This window comes from Amycolatopsis sp. NPDC033938, from assembly GCF_055575975.1.
Genome location: NZ_JBVIRO010000005.1, coordinates 14,853 through 32,852 on the forward strand (window position 1 = coordinate 14,853; position 18,000 = coordinate 32,852).

General features: G+C 68.8%; 16 protein-coding genes. 2 read left to right on the plus strand and 14 right to left on the minus strand.

All coding sequences use genetic code 11. From position 1 onward, the window contains the following. Positions 1 to 4: 4 nt before the first annotated feature. From ACZ5ZX_RS16030 to ACZ5ZX_RS16055, 6 genes are all read right to left on the minus strand, one after another. Positions 5 to 1,327 carry a DNA polymerase IV gene (locus tag ACZ5ZX_RS16030; protein ID WP_465502753.1) on the minus strand — a complete coding sequence of 441 codons (1,323 nt, stop codon included), beginning with the start codon at positions 1,325 to 1,327 and terminating at the stop codon, positions 5 to 7. Further along, positions 1,314 to 1,637, minus strand: a complete 324-nt coding sequence (locus ACZ5ZX_RS16035) for a transcriptional regulator (protein ID WP_465502754.1) — start codon at positions 1,635 to 1,637, stop codon at positions 1,314 to 1,316. Before ACZ5ZX_RS16035 ends, ACZ5ZX_RS16030 begins: the two co-directional genes overlap by 14 nt. After that, positions 1,634 to 2,263 (minus strand): hypothetical protein, encoded by a 630-nt coding sequence (locus tag ACZ5ZX_RS16040; protein WP_465502755.1) that lies wholly within the window; start codon positions 2,261 to 2,263, stop codon positions 1,634 to 1,636. Before ACZ5ZX_RS16040 ends, ACZ5ZX_RS16035 begins: the two co-directional genes overlap by 4 nt. A gap of 20 nt (positions 2,264 to 2,283) precedes the next feature. Further along, a complete protein-coding gene (locus ACZ5ZX_RS16045; protein WP_465502756.1) occupies positions 2,284 to 3,015 on the minus strand; it encodes an ABC transporter permease in 732 nt (243 codons plus the stop codon). Next, the gene (locus tag ACZ5ZX_RS16050) at positions 3,012 to 3,938 is read right to left on the minus strand and encodes an ABC transporter ATP-binding protein (protein WP_465502757.1); all 927 of its coding nucleotides are present in this window, start codon (positions 3,936 to 3,938) and stop codon (positions 3,012 to 3,014) included. Before ACZ5ZX_RS16050 ends, ACZ5ZX_RS16045 begins: the two co-directional genes overlap by 4 nt. 150 nt (positions 3,939 to 4,088) lie before the next feature. After that, positions 4,089 to 5,645, minus strand: a complete 1,557-nt coding sequence (locus ACZ5ZX_RS16055; RefSeq protein WP_465502758.1) for an alpha/beta hydrolase — start codon at positions 5,643 to 5,645, stop codon at positions 4,089 to 4,091. A 290-nt stretch (positions 5,646 to 5,935) separates the two neighbouring features. On the opposite strand from ACZ5ZX_RS16055, the gene ACZ5ZX_RS16060 reads away from it, so the two are divergent. Continuing rightward, on the plus strand, positions 5,936 to 7,108 hold the full coding sequence (locus ACZ5ZX_RS16060) for a macrolide family glycosyltransferase (protein ID WP_465502759.1): 1,173 nt from the start codon (positions 5,936 to 5,938) through the stop codon (positions 7,106 to 7,108). 106 nt (positions 7,109 to 7,214) lie between these two features. On the opposite strand, the gene ACZ5ZX_RS16065 is transcribed toward ACZ5ZX_RS16060, so the two are convergent. The 5 genes from ACZ5ZX_RS16065 to ACZ5ZX_RS16085 all read right to left on the minus strand — a co-directional run bounded on the left by ACZ5ZX_RS16065 (position 7,215) and on the right by ACZ5ZX_RS16085 (position 12,934). Further along, positions 7,215 to 8,942 carry an aminotransferase class V-fold PLP-dependent enzyme gene (locus ACZ5ZX_RS16065; RefSeq protein WP_465502760.1) on the minus strand — a complete coding sequence of 576 codons (1,728 nt, stop codon included), beginning with the start codon at positions 8,940 to 8,942 and terminating at the stop codon, positions 7,215 to 7,217. After that, positions 8,939 to 9,706: an amino acid ABC transporter ATP-binding protein gene (locus tag ACZ5ZX_RS16070; protein WP_465502761.1), complete on the minus strand. Its 768-nt coding sequence runs from the start codon at positions 9,704 to 9,706 to the stop codon at positions 8,939 to 8,941. Before ACZ5ZX_RS16070 ends, ACZ5ZX_RS16065 begins: the two co-directional genes overlap by 4 nt. Continuing rightward, positions 9,699 to 10,598: an amino acid ABC transporter permease gene (locus ACZ5ZX_RS16075; RefSeq protein ID WP_465502762.1), complete on the minus strand. Its 900-nt coding sequence runs from the start codon at positions 10,596 to 10,598 to the stop codon at positions 9,699 to 9,701. Before ACZ5ZX_RS16075 ends, ACZ5ZX_RS16070 begins: the two co-directional genes overlap by 8 nt. Further along, complete coding sequence (locus ACZ5ZX_RS16080) at positions 10,585 to 11,556, minus strand: ABC transporter substrate-binding protein (RefSeq protein ID WP_465502763.1); 972 nt, start codon at positions 11,554 to 11,556, stop codon at positions 10,585 to 10,587. The genes ACZ5ZX_RS16075 and ACZ5ZX_RS16080 overlap by 14 nt, the downstream gene beginning before the upstream one ends. Before the next feature lie 160 nt (positions 11,557 to 11,716). Next, entirely contained in the window at positions 11,717 to 12,934 is a 1,218-nt protein-coding gene (locus ACZ5ZX_RS16085) for a glycosyl hydrolase family 8 (protein WP_465502764.1), read from the minus strand. Between the two features lie 140 nt (positions 12,935 to 13,074). Between ACZ5ZX_RS16085 and ACZ5ZX_RS16090 the strand changes: the two genes are divergently transcribed. Next, on the plus strand, positions 13,075 to 13,476 hold the full coding sequence (locus tag ACZ5ZX_RS16090; protein ID WP_465502765.1) for a PPOX class F420-dependent oxidoreductase: 402 nt from the start codon (positions 13,075 to 13,077) through the stop codon (positions 13,474 to 13,476). 176 nt (positions 13,477 to 13,652) lie between these two features. On the opposite strand, the gene ACZ5ZX_RS16095 is transcribed toward ACZ5ZX_RS16090, so the two are convergent. From ACZ5ZX_RS16095 to ACZ5ZX_RS16105, 3 genes are all read right to left on the minus strand, one after another. Further along, a complete protein-coding gene (locus tag ACZ5ZX_RS16095; protein WP_465502766.1) occupies positions 13,653 to 14,858 on the minus strand; it encodes a GTPase in 1,206 nt (401 codons plus the stop codon). Continuing rightward, positions 14,855 to 16,621: a dynamin family protein gene (locus ACZ5ZX_RS16100; protein ID WP_465502767.1), complete on the minus strand. Its 1,767-nt coding sequence runs from the start codon at positions 16,619 to 16,621 to the stop codon at positions 14,855 to 14,857. Before ACZ5ZX_RS16100 ends, ACZ5ZX_RS16095 begins: the two co-directional genes overlap by 4 nt. A gap of 121 nt (positions 16,622 to 16,742) precedes the next feature. Beyond that, positions 16,743 to 17,858 carry an IniB N-terminal domain-containing protein gene (locus tag ACZ5ZX_RS16105; RefSeq protein ID WP_465502768.1) on the minus strand — a complete coding sequence of 372 codons (1,116 nt, stop codon included), beginning with the start codon at positions 17,856 to 17,858 and terminating at the stop codon, positions 16,743 to 16,745. Between the last annotated feature and the right edge of the window lie 142 nt (positions 17,859 to 18,000).

The window sequence follows — 18,000 nt, forward strand, 5'->3', positions numbered from 1 at the left end:
GGAGTCAGGCGAGGCAGTCACCGGGGTCGCCCCGGCGAAGGGCGGGGTCCTCCTGGACGAAGGTCCGGGCGACCCCGGGGCCGCTGGACCGCGTCTCGAACCGCACGGTCACCCGTCCGTGCCCGGCGCCCTGCACCCATCCGCTCCCGAACTCCTCGTGCACCACGTCGTCCCCCGGCCGCCAACCGGTCGAGGCGACCACCGGGGCGGGCGCGCGCGAGACGACGGGCACAGTGGACACATCGGACACCGGGACCGACAGGGTGAACAGCGGATCCTGATGCGGCACCGAAAGCCCGGAAAACGCGACTCCGGCCAGCCGTACGCCACCGAAGTCCGACGGGTCGATCAGCAGTCGTTCCGCCATCGCGGCGAGCTGGTCGAATTCGTCGGTGGGCGACGCCATCGTCTCCGAACGCGTCACCGTGCTGAAGTCGGTGTGCCGCAGTTTCACCACCACCGTCCGCGCGACCCGTTCGGCGTTGACGAGCCGCTTGTGCGCGTGGACGGCGAGGTCGCGGACCTCGCGCCGCAGGCTCACCAGGTCGATCAGGTCCCGGTCGAACGTCGTTTCCGCGCTGACCTGCTTGAGTTCCGCACGGTCGGACACCGGCCGGTCGTCGACGCCGGTGGCGAGGCGCCGCAGGTCCCTGCCGACCACACTGCCCAAAGTGGACACCGCGTCGGCGTCGGACAACGCGGTCAGCTGCCCCAGTGTCCGGACGCCGATCGCCCGCAGTTTCCCTTCCGCCACCGGGCCGATCCCCCACAGCACCCTGGTCGGCAGCGGCGCGAGGAAATCGCGTTCGGTGCCCTGGTCGACGACGAGCAACCCGTCCGGTTTGGCCAGATCCGACGCGACCTTCGCGACCTGCTTGCCCGACGCCGCCCCGATCGAAGCCACCAGGCCGATCTCGGAGCGGATGTGCTCCCGCAGGCGGGTACCGAACTCGCGGACCTGATCCGACGACGCCCCGGCCAGCGACGGCGGTTCCGCGAAGGCCTCGTCGAGCGAGATCCGTTCCAGCACGGGCGCGTACTGGGCGACGAGGTCGAACACCCGCGTGCTGAGCAGTTCGTACAGGGCGAACCGCGGCGGCAGGATGACGCCGTTGGGCGGCAGCAGCCGCCGGGCCTGCGACATCGGCATCGCCGATTTGATCCCGTGCTCGCGTGCCTGATAGCTCGCCCCGGCGACCACGCCGCGCGGGCCCGCGCCGCCGACCAGGACCGGGCGTTGCGCCAAGGTCGGCCGGGTCAGCTGTTCACAGGAGGCGTAGAACGCGTCCATGTCGAGGTGGATGACCCACCGGTCATACCCGCCCATCGCCCGGTACCTCGAGAAGACGGTGCAGGGCTTTCGTGTACTCCTCGAAGGCCGCGCGGCCCCGGGTGGTCAACTCGACCAGTGTCACCGGTGTGCGATGTTCGAAGGCCTTGGTGATCTCGACATACCCGGCGTCCTCGAGTTTGCGCAGATGCGTCGACAGGTTGCCGGGCGTCATGTCCAGCAGTTGCTGCAGGCGCGGGAAAGTGATGCTGTCGCCCGGCCCGAGGCTCGACAGCGCCACGGTGACCCGCAGCCGTGCCTGCGCGTGGATCACCGGATCGAGCTGGGGCAACCCGTCCTCGCTCATCGCGACCGCACCAGGAAGACCAGCGACGCCACCAGGAAGCCACCGCCGCCTGCCAGGCTCAGCACGAGGAAGTTGTGCGGTCCGCCCGCGAGCACGCTCGCCGCGCCGCACGCGATGATCCACACGCCGAGGCCGTACTGCAGTTTGCTCTGCCACAGCATTCCGCCGGCGAGGTACATCAGGCCGGTCAGGATGAGCGAGGTTCCCGACCACAGCAAGGGGATCAGCCCGGGGTCGAGGCCGAGGCGGATCAGCGCGGTGTTCACCACCGTCAGCCCGCCGAACGCGATCATCCAGCTCCACCCGTACATCGCCCCGACGAGCCGCGACGGACCGCGGACGCCGCGACCGCTTCGGATGCCGTAGATCGCCGAATACGCGATGGCTCCGGCGAAGGCGACGACGGCGAAAGTCGCGGCCAGCCACAGCGGTGTCAGCGAAGTCGGCGGGGCCGAAAGGTAGATGAGCCCGAAACCGAGCAACCACACCAGACCCCAGACGGCGAGCAGCACGGCCGGATTCGGCCCGATCCCACGGCGGGTCTCCTCCGCCTGCTTGGCGATGAGCGCGAGCGACTCCTCGGGCGTCATCGGCCGCGCGTCGTCGTCCCGTTCATGCTCCACCACTTCGGAAAACTAACACGCGTTCACAGTCTCGCCGTGTCGAGCCGGAACCTCACCATCACCACGAGCGCGGGCACCACCAGCCAGGCGATGAGCACTCCGGCGGCGGCCGGCACACCCGAACCGCCGAGCACCGGCGCGCGGCCGAGCTCGCCGAGCCAGTACGTCGGCATGAGATGTCCGGCGGTGTTCATCCAGCCGGGCAGGATCTGCAGCGGGATCCACAGCCCGCCGAACATGCCGAGCGGCAGCATCAGCGCGCCTGTCACCGCTTGGACGGTGTCGCCCTTGCCGAACAGGCCGATCATCAGGCCCAGCACTGCGAACGGCAGCGCGCCGAGCCACAACGCGCCGAAGATCGTCAGCCACTGGCCGGTGTCGAGCCGGATGCCGCGGATCATCCCGGCCGCGAAGATCACCAGCAGCACGGGCAGCGCGACGAACAGTCCCGCCGACACCTTCACCATCAGATAGCCGGGTGCCCGCATCGGCGTCAGCCGCAAGGTGCGCTGCCAGCCGTCGGTGCGCTCGGTGGCGACACGCGTTCCGGTGAACAGCGCGGCGGTCATGGCGCCGTACGCGGCCATGTTCACCATCGTCACCGTCGCGGTCGAGATCCCGGGAGCGATCTCGCGGGCACCGAAGATCCCGCCGAACAAGAGGAACATCACCAGCGGCATGCCGATGGTGAACAACGCGAACTGCGGGCTGCGGACGATGCGCTTGATCTCCAGCGCCAAGTAGCTCATGTTCATCGCGAGGCCCCCTCGGTTTCATCTGTGTTCTGCCCTTCAGGCGCATCGGCGGTCAGTGCGACGAAGGCTTCTTCCAGTCCGACAGCGGTGATTTCGATGTCCGCGGCGAGCGGGAACTCGCGCAGCAGACCGCGGATCGCGGCGTCGGAATCGGCGCAACTCAGCTCCGCGTGCCCGGCCCGCAGGACTGCTCGCGACACTCCCGGCAGCACGGACAGCGCGGCTTCGGTGGCGTCCGGGACGACGGCCCGCAGCACCCGGCCCGCGACCGCGGCCCTGACCTGGCCGACCGGTCCGTCCGCGACGACCCGGCCGTGGCGCATCAGCACGACGCGATCGGCGTAGTCCTCGGCTTCGGCGAGATAATGCGTCGCGAAGAGGACGGTGCGGCCGGTCTCGGTGTACTCGCGCATCGACGCCCAGAACCGTCGCCGCCCCTCGACGTCCATCGCCGCTGTCGGCTCGTCGAGCACCAGCAGATCCGGATCGCCGACCAGCGCGAGCGCGAACCGCACCCGCTGCCGCTCGCCGCCGGAGAGCTTCCCGCACCGGCGATTCGCGTACTCGGAGACGCCGGCGCGTTCGAGCACCTCGCGGACCGGCAGCGGACTTCGGTGCAGGGACGAGAACAGGCCGACGAGTTCGGCGACCGTGGCGTCCCTGAGCAGCGTCCCGTTCTGCGCCATCGCGCCGACCATGCCCCGGTCCATCGCCTCGGCCGGGCTGACCCCGGCGACCCGGACCCGGCCGGCATCCGGCCTGGTCAGGCCCAGCAGCATGTCGACCGTGGTCGACTTGCCCGCACCGTTCGGCCCGAGCAGCGCCACCACCTCCCCCGGCGCGACCCGCACGCTGACGTCGTCGACGGCCAGGACGTCACCGAAGCGCTTCGTCAGCCCTTCGAGGCTGAACGCGTCCGCCATGACTCTCCCCCTTCGAGCACTCTGAAATACAAAGTCGATACGCACTTTGTAACACAAAGTCCCCTGCCCTGAAAACCCCGGAGCGCGTGAAGGCCCCCTTCCCTCGGCTGAGCCGAGGGAAGGGGGCCTTCACGCGCATTCGCTGGGCGGTTAGGCGGGCACCCGGGAGGTGGCGGCCTCAGGGACCGAAGCCGGTGCCGGTGGCGGCACCGGAAGCGGCAACGGCGCGCATTCGACGTCGGCCGTCCGCCCCGGCTTGCGGTCGGGCAGCGCACCGGTCGCCAGGTAGTCGGCGATCCGGTTGTCGACGCAGGCGTTGCCGCGCGGGGTGATCGCGTGGCTCGTCCCGCCCGGCTCACCGATCAGGCGAGCACCGGGGAAGCGGCTACGCACCTCGAGGCTGCCTTCGTACGGCGTCGCCGCGTCGAGCGTCTCGCCGATCATCAGCACACTCGGCACCTTCTTGCCGTCGACCTTGACCGGCTTGCCCGGCTTCGCGGGCCAGTACAGGCAAGGCGCGTTGAACCAGGCGTTCTGCCAGGTGAAGTACGGCGCCTTCTGGTAGGTCCGCCAGTTGTCGAACTTCCACTGCTGCCAGCTCTGCGGCCACTTCACGTCCGTGCACTGGACGGCGAGGTAGACCGCGTACCCGTTGTCGTCACCGCGACCGCCGAAGGCTTCGAACAGGCCCTTCATGGTCTGCCAGTCACCCTTGTTGACGAACTTCGCCAGTGCGTCGCCGAGCAGCGTCCACCGCAGCTGGTAGTACGAGGCCTGCTGGAAGACGTCGAGGAGTTCGTCCGGTCCGATGAACCCGCCCGCCGGGACGGCGGCGACCTTCTTCAGCTGCTCGTTGAAGACCTGCTTCACCGCGGCCTGCGTCTTGCCGAGGTGGTAGACGTCGTCATGCTGCGCGACCCAGCCGAACCAGATGTTGATGTTGACGTCGAAGGCGACGTCCTGGTTCAAATTGGCCTGGTACCAGACATTCCGCGGGTCCACAGTGGAATCGAGGACCATCCGGCGCACGTGCTGCGGGAACAGCGTCCCGTAGACCTGGCCGAGATAGGTGCCGTAGGAGTACCCGTAGAAGTTCAGCCGCTCCGCGCCGAGCGCCTTGCGGATGCTCTCCATGTCCTTGACCGTGTCGGTCGTCTTGATGTTGTCGAGCAGCGCGCGGCTGTTGTTCTTGGCGCACGCCTCGGCGTAGGACTTCGAGCGCTGCAGCCAGGTCTTCTCCAGCTGCGGTGTCGTCGGCACGTAGTTCGGCCGGTTGTAGTCCATGTAGTCGGGAATGCACGAAAGCGCGGGTTTGCTGGAGCCGACGCCACGCGGGTCGAAACCGACCCAGTCATAGGCGTCGCCGGCGTGGTTCGGCACCCGCGTGCCGCGGGTCGCGAGCAGCAGCCCGGAGCCGCCGGGGCCACCCGGATTGGTGAGCATGACGCCTTGGTACTGCGCCTCCGGCGTCTTGTGCTTGACGCGGCTGAGCGCGAGCTGGATCTTCTCGCCGCGCGGCCTCGAGTAGTCCAGCGGCACGGACAGGTAGCCGCATTCGGCGCCGGCGTTGATCAACGCCGGATCGGTACAGGGTCCCCAGGTGATCGTCTCGGTGGGCTGCGCTTCTTCCGCGGCGACAGCCGGTGCGGTCACCGCGACCGCGGCCAGGGTGGCCACGGCCAGCGCGGTGCTGAGAACACGTCTCACGGTTTCTCCCTTTCCCTCCAAAGGTGAAGCCCCGAAACCCTATCCACGTGGGCGACCGCGGGAACCCCTCCGGCGAAGGTCCCTACCAACGGGGGGTCCCGATCGCGGCAAACCGGGCAACCGGTTAATCGGTTGGGAGGCCGCGCGGGGCGCGCTAGGATTTCGATCATGACCTACTACATCCGGATGCGCACCGCCTGAGACGGCGTGACCGCAGGGCCGCCCGCGATCGGGTGGGCCCCTTTTCTGCGCGCCGTCTGTCATTCCTTCACGGACACAGACAGGACATCATGCAGAAGCAACACATCGCGATGATCGGCTGCACCGCGCCGAGCCACATCTACCCGTCGCTGGCCGTCATCCGTGAGCTGGTCGCTCGTGGGCACCGCGTCAGTTACGCCGTGGGCGAGCCGCTCACCGGGCTGATCGAACCGACCGGTGCCGAGGTCGTCTCGCATCCGTCGATCCTCCCGCTCGGCGACCAGTCCGCGTGGCCGGAGGACCCCGCCTCGCAGATGCGGGTCTTCCTCGACGAGGGCATCCAGGCGATGCCGGTGCTGACCGATTTCTACGACGAGAACCGGCCGGACCTGCTGCTGTACGACATCGGCGGGCTTCCGGCACCGATCTTGGGCAGGCGCTACGGCGTTCCCGCGGTGCAACTGTCCCCCACGTACGTCGCCTGGGACGGCTACGAAGAGGACATGGCCGAGATCCTGGAGACGATCCGGACCTCACCGTCCGGAAAGGACTATTTCGCCACGTTTACGCGGTGGTTGAACGAGAACGGCATCGAGGCCGACGCCTGGGACTGGATCTCCCATCCACAGCAGGTGCTCGCGCTGCTGCCGAAGGCAATGCAGCCGAACGTCGACCGGGTTCCGTCGTCGGTCCGGTTCGTCGGCCCGGCGCTGGATCCGGAACGACTGGCCGACCGAAGCTGGACTCCGCCCGCGAGCGGCAGGAAGGTCCTGCTGATGTCGCTCGGTACCGCGTTCACCGACCAGATCGACCTGTTCCGCGCCTGCGTGGACGGGTTCCGCGACTCGGACTGGCACGTGGTCATCTCGATCGGCCAGACCGATCCGGCCGAACTCGGGCCACTGCCAGGGCATATCGAGGTACACCCGTTCGTCCCGCAGCTCGCGGTGCTGGAGGCCGCGTCGGCGTTCATCACACACGCCGGTATGGGCGGCAGCACGGAATCGCTGTGGTACGGCGTGCCGACCGTCGCGATCCCGCTGGCGACCGACGGCTTCGGCAACGCGGCGAAACTGGCGGAATTGGGTGTCGGTGAGCAGCTTCCGGCCGACGAGGTGACGGCGTCGACGCTGCGGGCCGCCGTCGAGCGCGTGGCCGGGTCTGCTGAAGTGGCCGCACGTCTTGCCGAGATTCAGGCCGAGACACGCGGGAACGGCGGGATCGACCGGGCGGCCGATGCCGTGGAGTCGTTCCTGAGGTAGCCCCGGTAGTAGTGCAATGAAAGGTCCTTTCCTTGCAAATTTTGCAAGGAAAGGACCTTTCATTGCACGCGCGAGTGCTGCCGGGGCCGGTCCGCGTGTCCTGGCGTCAGCTGCCCCGGATCTCGTTCAGGTAGTTGTAGATCGTGTACCGCGTGACGTCGAGTTCCCCGGCGAGGTGGTCCACCGAGTCCTTGATGAGGAAGAACCCCGCCTCGTCCAGTTCCCGCACCACGGCCGCCTTGTGCCGCTTCTTCATCAGGTCCACCGGGATCCCGGCCTTCGCCACCGCCCGCCCGACCAGGAACCGCTGCAGGCTGTCGACGTCCGGCGGGAACGTCTCGGGTTCGTGACCGGTGGCGTTCGGCGAGCCGTCGGACAGCCGGTTCACGCACAGGCAGCCGATCGCGACCCCGTCGGCGTCCCGCAGGAACAGCGTCGAGGAGCGGATCGCGCGGCCGTCGGGGCCGTGGGTCTCGTAGTTCGTCAGGTCCTGTGTGGTGCCGCGGCGGACCAGGCCCAGCAGCAGATCCGTCATCGGACCGCCGACCGTCCGGCCGGTGAGGTCGCCGGCGATGGCGACGATCGAGTCCGGCAGCCTGCTCAGATCGTGCAGCAGGACCTCGTTGCCCGGTCCCAGCATCGCGGCGAGCGCGTGCACCGCCGGGACGAGCGCGGTGAGCAGATCCGCCGAAGCCGCCGACGCGACGACAGGCGTCTCAAAGACGCGGAGCGGTTTCTTCAGCCGTTCCAACGCCGAGCGCAGCTGTTCCGCCGCGCTCGCCGGAGTCGACGCGTGCGGGGACAGCCGGACGTGCTCCGGCCGTACGGTCGCGGCGATCCCGGCGGCGGCCAGCGCGGAACCCACCTGTTCGGCGGCGTGCCCCTCCCAGCTGAAGGCGAGGATCCCGGCGCGTCGCTCGACGGCCGAAACCACCTCTCCCCCAACGGATTTCACGACCTCTTCGAGTTCACCGACGCGTTCGGCGATCCGAGCGGCGATGGCCGCGACCCCCGCCTCTTCGACCAGTTCCAGAGCCGCCGCGAACGCCCCCGAAGTGATCGGGCTCAGGTTCGAGATCGACCACGCGGCCGCGGTGTCGTCGGCGGGATGGATCTCGTCGTCGAACAGTCCCGGGTCGCGGGCGCCGGTCCAGCCGGACAGGATCGGTTCCATCCGCTCCAGCGCGCGGTCGGACAGCACGGCGAATCCGGTGCCCCAGCCCGCCCGCAGCCACTTCTGGCCACCGACGACAAGCACGTCGGCGACCTCCCACGGCGCCTCGGTCACCCCGAAACCCTGGATGCCGTCCACGACGAGCAGCCGGTCGCCGATCGCTTCCCGGATCGCCGCCAGATCGGCACGGTAGCCGGTGCGGAAGTCCACCGCGCTCACGCTGACCAGCGACGTTTCCGGCGTCAACGCCGCCTTGACCGCGTCCGCCGTGAAGTGTCCCAGCGGCAGCCGCCGCACGGTGAGCCGTCCCGCCTGTTCGGCGCGCGCCCACGGGTAGGTGTTGGCCGGGAACTCCGACGCCGAGACCAGCGCCTCACCCGCCGGGGCGTTGAACGCCGCCTGGAACAGTCCGAGACTGGTGTGCGGCAACAGCACCGTGTGGTCGGTGTCGCTGCCGGAAAGGCGTGCGGCCGCGGCCTTGGCCCTGGTCTCCTGCCGCATCAGGTCGTCCACAGTGGACGGGCCCGCCTTCGTGGAGGCGTCGAGCAGGCTCGCGGTCGTGTCGAGTACGGCGTGCGACGGCGGGCCGAACCGGGCGAAGTCGAGGTACCCGGCCGGTTCGCCGAACTGCAGCAGGTACCGCGGGGAGATCCGCGTCATGCGAGGACCCGCGCCAGGAACTGCTTGGTGCGCTCGTGCTTCGGATCGCTCAGGAGCTGATCCGGCGGCCCGGTCTCGACGATCGCGCCGTCGGCCATGAACACCACCTCGTCGGCGGCCTCGGCCGCGAACCCCATCTCGTGCGTCACCACGACCATCGTCATCCCCTCCGCGGCCAACGTACCCATCACCGCCAGCACCTCGCCCACCAGTTCCGGATCGAGCGCCGACGTCGGCTCGTCGAACAACATCAGCTTCGGTTTCATCGCGAGCGACCGGGCGATCGCGACTCGCTGCTGCTGCCCGCCCGACAGCTGCGCCGGATAGGCGCCGGCCCGGTGCGCGAGGCCCACCCGTTCCAGCAGTTCGAGCGCCTGCTCGCGAGCTTCGTCCGGCGCGACCCCGAGCACGCGGACCGGCCCTTCGACGACGTTCTGCAGCACCGTCCGGTGCCCGAACAGGTTGAACCGCTGGAACACCATGCCGATACCGCGCCGCTGCCGGGCGACCTCGCGCTCCCTCAGTTCGTGCAGCTTGCCGTCACGCAGCCGGAAGCCGATCGGCTCGCCGTCGACCCAGACCTGCCCGGCGTCGATCGTCTCCAAATGGTTGATACAGCGCAGGAACGTGCTCTTCCCGGCACCCGACGGCCCGAGCAGGCAGACCACCTGTCCTTTGTGGACTTCGAGGTCGATCCCGCTCAGCACCTCGGTGTGCCCGTAGCTCTTGCGGACACCCACCGCCCGCAGCAGGGGTTCAGACACGTTCACTCCTCACCAGCGGCGCGGTGCGCAACGCCTTGGCGGCACGCGAGAACGGGCCGCTCGCCCGCTCTTCGGAATCGAAGGCACGCTCCAGATAGTGCTGCCCGACCCCGGCGACGGTCACCACGACCATGTACCAGATCGCCGCGGCGAGCAGGGTCTCCATCACCAGCAGGTTGTTGGAGGCGATGTTGTTGGCGGCGTGGATCAGCTCGGTCACGCCGATCACCGAGGCCATCGACGTACCTTTGAGCATGTTGATGAAGTCGTTGCCGGTCGGCGGGATGATCACCCGCATCGCCTGCGGCAGCACCACCCGGCGCAACGTGGCGAGCGGCGTCATCCCGATCGACTTGGCGGCCTCGGTCTGTCCACTGTCGACACTGTTCAGCCCGGCGCGGACGATCTCCGCCATGTACGCGCTTTCGTTGAGCGCCAAGCCCAGCAGCGCGGCGGTGAACGCGGTGATCAGCACGTTGGTCTGCTCGTGCAGCAGGTAGCCGCCGAACGGCAGCGGGATCGAGATGAACTCGAAGACCAGCGCCAGGTTGTACCAGATCAGGATCTGCAGCAGCACCGGAAGCCCACGGAACAGCCAGATGTAGCCCGCCGCGAACCAGCGCGCCACGGGATTCGCCGAACGGCGCATCAGCGCGATCACGACCCCGATGACGATCGCCGAAGCCTGCGCGATCACCGCGAGCAGCACGGTGTTGAGCAGGCCGACCGCCATCACCCGGTACCACAGGAACTCCGGGACGGAATCCCACTGGATCTGGGCGTTCGCGAGCGCGATCCCGAGCAGGGCCAGCAGCGCGAGGATGACGACAGCGCTGACCCAGCGGCCCCAATGCCGCAGCCGGACGATGGGCAGTGGCTCAACTTCCGCCATTGAGCTTCGCCTCCTTGACCGCGCCCTGCTCGACGCCCCAGGCCTGCAGGATCTTGCCGTAGCCACCATCGGCGATCAGGGACTGCAGTGCCTTTTGGACGGCTTCGGCCAGCGGCTTGTTCTCCTTGTTGACGCCGATGCCGTACGGTCCGCCGTTGATCGGCTCACCGGGGACGACCTCGAAGAACTTGCCCTCGCCCGCGGTCCGCGAGATGTAGACCGCGCTGGGCAGGTCGTTGAGGATGGCGGCGACCCGGCCGGTGCGGAGCTGGTTCTGGTTCTGCGTGTCGCTGTCGGTCGCGGTCACGGTCAGCGCGGGCTTGCCCGCCTGCGCGCATTTGCCGTTCTGCTCTTCGGCGAACTTCTGGTGACTCGTGCCCTGGACGACGGCGACGTTCTTGCCGCACAACGTGTCCGGGCCGGCGATCTGGTCGGGATTGCCCTTGCGGACCATGATCGTGATACCGGAGGAGAAGTAGTCGACGAAATCGATCTGCGCCTGCCGGGTCTTGGTGTCGTTCATCGCGGCCATCGTGAGGTCGACGCGGCCGGACTGGAGACTCGTGATCAGCGAACCGAACGCCATGTCCTGGTGGTGCACGGTGACGCCCAGCTTCTTGCCGATGGCCTTGGCGAGGTCGACCTCGTAGCCGATCGGGGTCTTGCCATCGGCGGCGTAGAAGTTGTTGGGCGCGGACTGCAGGTTCGACGCCAGGTGCAGCATCCCGGCCTGCGTGTATTTCGCGGGCAGGGCGGAGGCGACGGTGGCGTCCTTCTGGACGGCCTCGATCAACGCGGTGGTGTCGGGGATCGCGGCGGGCGCGCCTGGAGTGGCGGCGGGTTGCCGGCCTCCGGCACCGTCAGGCCCGCCTCCGCAGGCCGCGGTGACGAGCGCGGCCACGCCGGTGAGTACGGCCAAGCGCCAGGTTCGGGTCAGGGTGAGCGGCGTCGACGGCATGACGGACCTCCACAGTGCCTCGGGATGGTCGCCGACGCTACAACTGCCTGTTGAAGAGGTCAACAAGCAGTTGAAATCTTGTCCGTTGGATGTCCTTTTCGCGCGTGAAGGCCCCCTTCCCTCGACTGAGCCGAGGGAAGGGGGCCTTCACGCGCGGAGCTCAGACCGCGATGTAGTTCCCCGAGAGGATGAGCAGGACCTGCAGGGTGATGCCGGTGCCGTAGTAGTCCTTGGAGTTCGGCGTCCAGGTCGTGATCGAGGTCCACAGCTTGTCCAGCCAGGCCTGACTGCCCGGGTCGTTCATCGCCGCGATGGCGAACGACGCGGTGAAGCAGGGGTGCTGACCCGACTCGCCGGAAAGCTTGGAGCCCGACAGCGTGTAGCCGGTGGTGATCTTGGCCGGGTCGCCGCCGGTCGTCTGCTGGATCCAGGTGTTCATCTTCCGCACCTGGCCCTGCGCCGGGCTGCCCGACACGGTGATGCCGTCGACACCGAGGCGCCACGGGTCGCGGCAGGCGTTGTAGCTGTAGTGCGGGTCGTGTTCTTCGAGGAAGCCGTCCGGAGCGGGCTTCGGCGTGGAGTTGGTGTTGACGACGAAGTCCGGGATCAGCCCGGTCTTCGGCGAGTACTGCTGCTGGATCTGGGTGACGGCCTGCTCCTGCCGGGTACGGACCTGACCCCAGAACGTGTCCCCGGTGACCTTCTCGAACGCGCGGAGGTGGCCCGGCATCCAGTCGGAGGAACGCGAGCTGTAGACGTACTTGCCCTCGTCGGCCCAGTCGGCCAGCCGCATGAACTTGGTGGTGGGGTGCACCTCGCTGCGCTTGATGGCCTTGATGATCCGCAGCGCCTCGGCCTTGTAGTTCACCGAACCGCCGCTACCCCAGACCTTGTCGGCGATGAGCAGGCCGTAGGCGATTTCGAGGTCACCGTCGGTGGCCGAGTCGACGCCGTTGACGCTCTTGCAGTTCTCATCCTGCTCGGCGGCGTGCAGATCCCGGTCGATCGACGAGGGATGCGCCTTCACGAACTTCAGGATGCCGTCGAAGACGGTGCGGGCCTGCGAGTCCTTGGTCCCCATCATCGCCGCGATGGTCATCCCGTAACCCTGGCCCTCGGCGACGAAGGCGTGGTCGGCGTCCGGCGCCTTGACCGCGTAGGTGCCCGTCCCGCACTTGGTGGTGAGGAAGTTCTTCTTCCAGTAGTCGTAGTACTTCGCGAGTGCCGCGTCCTGCGTCGCCTGCGACACCGAGGGGCGCAGAACGCCCGGCAGGTAAGGGGTTCCTTGAGCGGTGGCCGCGGTGGCGGGGGCGGTCGTGGCGACCAGCCCGGCGGTCAGCGCGGCCGCGGCCAGCACTGTCCGAACGGTCTTTCTCATGGCTCCTCCGGAAACATCGTTGGTGGCGGCGGCGCTTTTCGAGAGTGACATCCGGGTCCGCCAAAAACAAGAGAGTTAAGAAAGTTTCCTTACTATTACCTCAAAAGACGCTTGCGTGAACGATGTCCTAGCGTGGGGTCATGACGATCGACCTGAGCGCGCGCGGCGAGGCCTTCCGGGACTTCTGGACCGAGCGGCATCTCGCCACCCTGACCACCGTCCGCCCCGACGGGACCCCGCATGTCGTCGCCGTGGGGGTCACGGTGGACTTCGAGGCCGGGATCGCCCGCGTGATCACGTTCCGCTCGTCGAAGAAGGCCCGCATGATCAAGGAAGCGGGCGAAAAGGGCATACCGGTCGCGGCCTGCCAGCTGGACGGGCCCCGGTGGTCCACTTTGGAAGGACGCGCGGTCCTGCGCGAAGATCCGGAATCGGTCCGCGACGCCGAAAACCGCTACGCCGTGCGCTACCGGCAGCCCAAACCCAACCCGGAACGTGTGGTCATCGAGATCACCGTGACCCGGGTGCTCGGCAACGCCTAGGACCCGGCGTTACGTCCTGTGAACGCGTTCCTTGAGGGGGTCGTGAGTGACGAATAGGGTTAGAACCCGAATCGCCACTCACGACCCCCGACCTCCGTCAGCCAGCCCGGACCCGCGCATCGGACCGCGCCACGTTTGCCTTACCCCTCAACAGCGAACGAAACGCGGGGGTGGCGTCAGGCGACGAACAGGTTGAGGAGTCCTTCCACCGATCGCACGATCACCCGCGCGGCGGCGCGTTCCGCGTGCGCGGCGTCGGGCCGCTCGGCCTCGTGCCGCCAGCGGACGAGCGCGTTCTCCGCGCCCCCGTGGATCTCGGCCGGATCCGCGTCGGGTTCGAGACCGAGCCGCTCGGTGGGCGCGAGTCCCTGCGCGCCGAGCAGTCGTGCCGCCTCCTCGGCGATCTCGCCGGACAGCGCCGTGCGGCCGCCCCGGATGTCGGCGATGAGCCGCAGTTCCCGGAAGTCGTGCGCGGCCGCGGCGAACCGTTCCACCCGTGCGGCCAGCCGGTCACCGTGCGGACGCGGTTCGGCGGTCAGCAGACCTTCCAGCCGCAGCACCGCCGTGCGGGCTTTCAGCGCTTCGGCCCTGGCGACGAAGCAGCCGGCGAGCGTGTCCCGCAGGTCACCGAGACCGCTGCGGTGCACGAGTTCCGCCGAGAGTTTCAGTCTGTTCTCGCAACCGGTGCGGATCAGCGTGATCGCCAGCCGGACGCCGTAGAGCCCGAACCGCGAGACCAGATGTTTCCGTGACTCCGGCGGGATCCGCACCGGGAACGGATCGTCCACAAAGGAATCGACGGACAGGAGGTTGCGCTCCAGGTCCTGGCGTGAGATCGACGCCATCGCCCGCAGGACCTCGAATTCGTCGTCCCGCAGCGCGCGTCCGGCGTACCCGAGCTGCCCGGCGACCGCGATGACTCCCTGGAACCCCGCGCACCGCGGATCTTCACGCCAAGCCCGCCGCGCCAGTTGTTTCGCGGTGAGCAAGGCGTCGATCCGGCCCGCGCCGACCTCGTCGGACCTCCCGAGTACCAGCACCGAGTTCACCGCGCTCTGCCGCGCGAACGCCGAACCGCCGGCCGGCCTGGCGCCGTCGAGTTCGTCGGGTTCGAGATGGCGCACCAACCGTACTGTCGCGTCGACGTGTTCCGCGAGCGCCGGGGTGTCGAACAGGTCGAGTTCGCGCAGCGCTCGCGTCGGCCATTCCGCGAGTGCGGAGACCAAAGTGGACTTCCCGGTTCCCGGTGTGCCGACGAAACCGACCCGGAGCGGTTCTTCCAGCCGTTCCAGGCATTCCCGCAGCATCGCCACCGCGGGCGGGCGATCCCGGTAGAGCGCCGCGGCGTCGGTCAGGAGTTCACGGACGTCGAGAGCCGTCACGCGGAGAGCTCCCGGACATCGCGGGCGGTCACGCCCAAGGCTCCTGCCTTCCGGTGCAGTGCGGCCAGCCGGTCGATCTCCTTCTTGACCCGCTGCGTGCGCCGATCCCGTTCGGCGGAGCCGGCCACGATCAGTTCCCGTTGGCGCGTCAACTCTTCCGCGAGCTCGTCCGACAGCGCGGCGAAATGGTCCCGCAGCCGCCGCTGGACCTGGCGGATCTCGTCCTTGATCTCCTTGCTGAACCGGATGAACACGTCGTCGACGTGGCGTTGCGCCGCGGCCTTCGCCAGCGCCTGCCGCCGCTGCAACCGCATCCCGCCTTCGTCGCGCACGCTCTTGGTGGCGAACGCGACACCGGCGCCGAGCGAGACCGGGTTGATCAGCGGCAGCCCGGCGAGACTGGTGACCAGGCCGAACATCAGCACGCCGCCGTAGGAACCGCGCAACCCGGTGAAGAGTTTCTGGCCGATCTTGAACCGTTCGATCTTGGGGGTGCCGACTTCGGGGATCGAGTCCACACCGGACCCGGTGAGCGGCAGATCCGGCACCTGACCGAACCGCGGCCCGAAACTCGTGGCGACCGCGTGCGCGATCCACGTCGCCCGGTCCGACACCCAGTGGTAGTTCGTCTCGACCGCCTCGGCGAGGTTTTCCTCCAGCCAGGCTTGGAAATCCGGCCAGATCTGCACCGGATCGCCTTCGTCGAAGGTGCGGTCGATATGCCGCACGATCACCCGCGTCCGCTCACGCAGGTCGTATTCGGCGTCGGAGACCAGATCGGTGATCTCGTCCGACAACAGGTTCTGCCAGCGGACGTTCTGCCGCCGCAGTTCCTCGGAGCGCCGTTGTGCCTGGTGCAGCAGGGTGACCTGGTCGATCCCGCTGTCCTGCGGAACCGCGTTGAGCCGCGTCTGCAGCGTCTCGACCAGTTCGACCGCCGCCGCACGGACGCTCACCGCGGCGGCGAGCGCCCGGGTGCGTTCGATCGGACGCGCGGCCTGTTCTCCCACCCAGTTCAGGAGTTGCGGGAAACCGGACCGTCCATTGAGGTCGGCGTCACCGGCCTTCGCGGCGGCCTGGCGCACCGTCGCGGACACGGGGAAGACGTCTGCGGCGACCCCGGTCTCCGAAAGCGCGGCACGGTTGCGCGCGGCGAGTTCCCGCCAGTCGGGGCTGACGTCGATCTTGGTCAGCGCCAGCACCAAGGCCGGGCACCAGGTCCGGATGTGCCGGGCCAGCGCGAGTTCGGCAGGCTGGAGTTCCTGCGACGCGTCGGAGACGAGGATCACCGCGTGCGCGTCGGCGAGGACGTCGAGCGTGGCCGCCGTACGCGGCGACCGGGGATCGCCGATGGCCGGGGTGTCCACCAGGACAAGGCCAGTGCCGAGCAGTTCGCGCGGCAGGCCGACCTCGACGCGGCGCAGGGAACCGGGCGGGCGGACCTCGAGTTCCTTGGCGAGATCACCGACCGGGACGCGTTCACGGGCGTGCCCGACCAGCGTCGCGGCGGGATCGCTGGCGTAGCCGATCTCGGTCGGCACGGCGGGCGTACTCGCGTCCCCGACCGCGCAGACCGGCGCGTTCAGCAACGCGTTGAGCAGGTAACCCTTGCCCTGCTTGGGAAAACCGACCACCGCGATCCGGGTGCCCGGCGCCTGCTGGTCACGTCTGCGCCGGAGCCGTTCGGCCAGGTCGGCGCGACCATGGACGACACAGGCGTCCAAGGTCTCGTTGAGCACGTCGAGCCAGGCGGGGGCTGTCACGGGGATGCAGTGTTCCCTTAACCAAGCGCGGAATCAATGTGGCATAGGCCAACACAGGCGTGCGGGCCCCGCGACCTGCGGCGGTCGCGGGGCCCTGGCACAGAGCTGAAAAGTATTCGGATCAGCCGATGTGGATGTCGTTGCCCGAGGCGATGTCGCCGCCACCGATGTGGATGTCACCGATGTTGCCGACGTTGTGGCCGATGTTGTTGCCGACCTCGGAGACCACGTCGTGGACGTCGGAGACACCCGCGTGGTTCGCGACGCTGGCGACCTCGTTGGCCACGTTGCCCGCCACGCTGCCGGTGACGTCGCCGTGGTTGTTGGCGATGTCACCGTTCGCGTAGTTGTTCGCGACCTCGTGCACCTTGGTGGTGACGTCGGCGACGCCGACGTTGCCGATGACGCTGGTCAGGTCACCGACCGTGGACAGGAAGTCCGGGGCACCGCCCGCGACACCGTCGGCGCGCGGCAGGTCGCTGGTCAGGTCGCCGGCGGCCGGAACAGAGTCGAGCGCCGGGACCTGGACGGCGTCCACGGCGGGGACGTCGTGGACGAGGTCGGTCGCGGTGTCGACGGCGCCGCCCGCCACGCCACCGGCCTGGCCGAGGGCCGCGGAGTCGAGGCCGCGCGAAAGGTCATCGGTCAGGCCGAAGCTGCCGACGGTGTTCTGCGCGAGGGCGGTCACGCCGGCGGCGGCGTTCGACACGTCGGTCACGTCGGAGACGGCCGGGACACCCGGCAGGCTCGGGACGTCGAGCGGCAGGTCACCGAGGCTCGGCACGCCGACCTCGGGCAGGCCCAGCTCCGGCAGGCCCGGAACGGCCGGGACACCCGGGACGCCGACCTCGGGGAGGCTCGGCACGCCCGGCAGGCCGCCGGAGCCGACGGCGGGGACGTCGACCGGCAGACCGGCGGTCAGCGCGGTGAGCTGGTCGATCGCGCCCTGGACACCGTCGGCGCACTCGCCGTCGGTGCCGTTGACGGCGTTCGTGACGCCACCGATGCCGGCAAGGTTGTCGGCGGTGGAGGCCGCGGTGCCGGTCACGCCGGTGGCGGCGTCGACCGGGACGAAGTCGAGCACCAGCGGGACGACCTCGTGCACGTCGGCGGCGTTGATGTCACCGAGGCCGGCGTCGGCCAGCACCTGCTGCGGGTCGTTGGCGAACGCCGCGCGGGCCGCGGTGTCGTTCAGCAGGTTCAGCGTGAAGTCGTGCAGGGTCTGAACGGAACCCATGAAAGGACTCTCCTGTGGGGTCTGGGGCGATGAGGCGAACGCAGCGCCTGAGGGCACGGCTGCTCGCAGGTCACCGAAGCTAGTGAGGGGGCACCTCCCCGCACATCGGGGATCACTCCCGGTCGTCGCTCACTCAGCCAAT

What these genes read in the sequence shown, in the direction of transcription:
- ACZ5ZX_RS16075 (WP_465502762.1), bottom strand. Translation starts at nt 10,598, where the DNA reads ATGGCGGAAGTTGAGCCACTGCCCATCGTCCGGCTGCGGCATTGGGGC.
- ACZ5ZX_RS16080 (WP_465502763.1), bottom strand. Translation starts at nt 11,556, where the DNA reads ATGCCGTCGACGCCGCTCACCCTGACCCGAACCTGGCGCTTGGCCGTA.
- ACZ5ZX_RS16085 (WP_465502764.1), bottom strand. Translation starts at nt 12,934, where the DNA reads ATGAGAAAGACCGTTCGGACAGTGCTGGCCGCGGCCGCGCTGACCGCC.
- ACZ5ZX_RS16045 (WP_465502756.1), bottom strand. Translation starts at nt 3,015, where the DNA reads ATGAACATGAGCTACTTGGCGCTGGAGATCAAGCGCATCGTCCGCAGC.
- ACZ5ZX_RS16065 (WP_465502760.1), bottom strand. Translation starts at nt 8,942, where the DNA reads ATGACGCGGATCTCCCCGCGGTACCTGCTGCAGTTCGGCGAACCGGCC.
- ACZ5ZX_RS16060 (WP_465502759.1), top strand. Translation starts at nt 5,936, where the DNA reads ATGCAGAAGCAACACATCGCGATGATCGGCTGCACCGCGCCGAGCCAC.
- ACZ5ZX_RS16090 (WP_465502765.1), top strand. Translation starts at nt 13,075, where the DNA reads ATGACGATCGACCTGAGCGCGCGCGGCGAGGCCTTCCGGGACTTCTGG.
- ACZ5ZX_RS16030 (WP_465502753.1), bottom strand. Translation starts at nt 1,327, where the DNA reads ATGGGCGGGTATGACCGGTGGGTCATCCACCTCGACATGGACGCGTTC.
- ACZ5ZX_RS16050 (WP_465502757.1), bottom strand. Translation starts at nt 3,938, where the DNA reads ATGGCGGACGCGTTCAGCCTCGAAGGGCTGACGAAGCGCTTCGGTGAC.
- ACZ5ZX_RS16105 (WP_465502768.1), bottom strand. Translation starts at nt 17,858, where the DNA reads ATGGGTTCCGTTCAGACCCTGCACGACTTCACGCTGAACCTGCTGAAC.
- ACZ5ZX_RS16035 (WP_465502754.1), bottom strand. Translation starts at nt 1,637, where the DNA reads ATGAGCGAGGACGGGTTGCCCCAGCTCGATCCGGTGATCCACGCGCAG.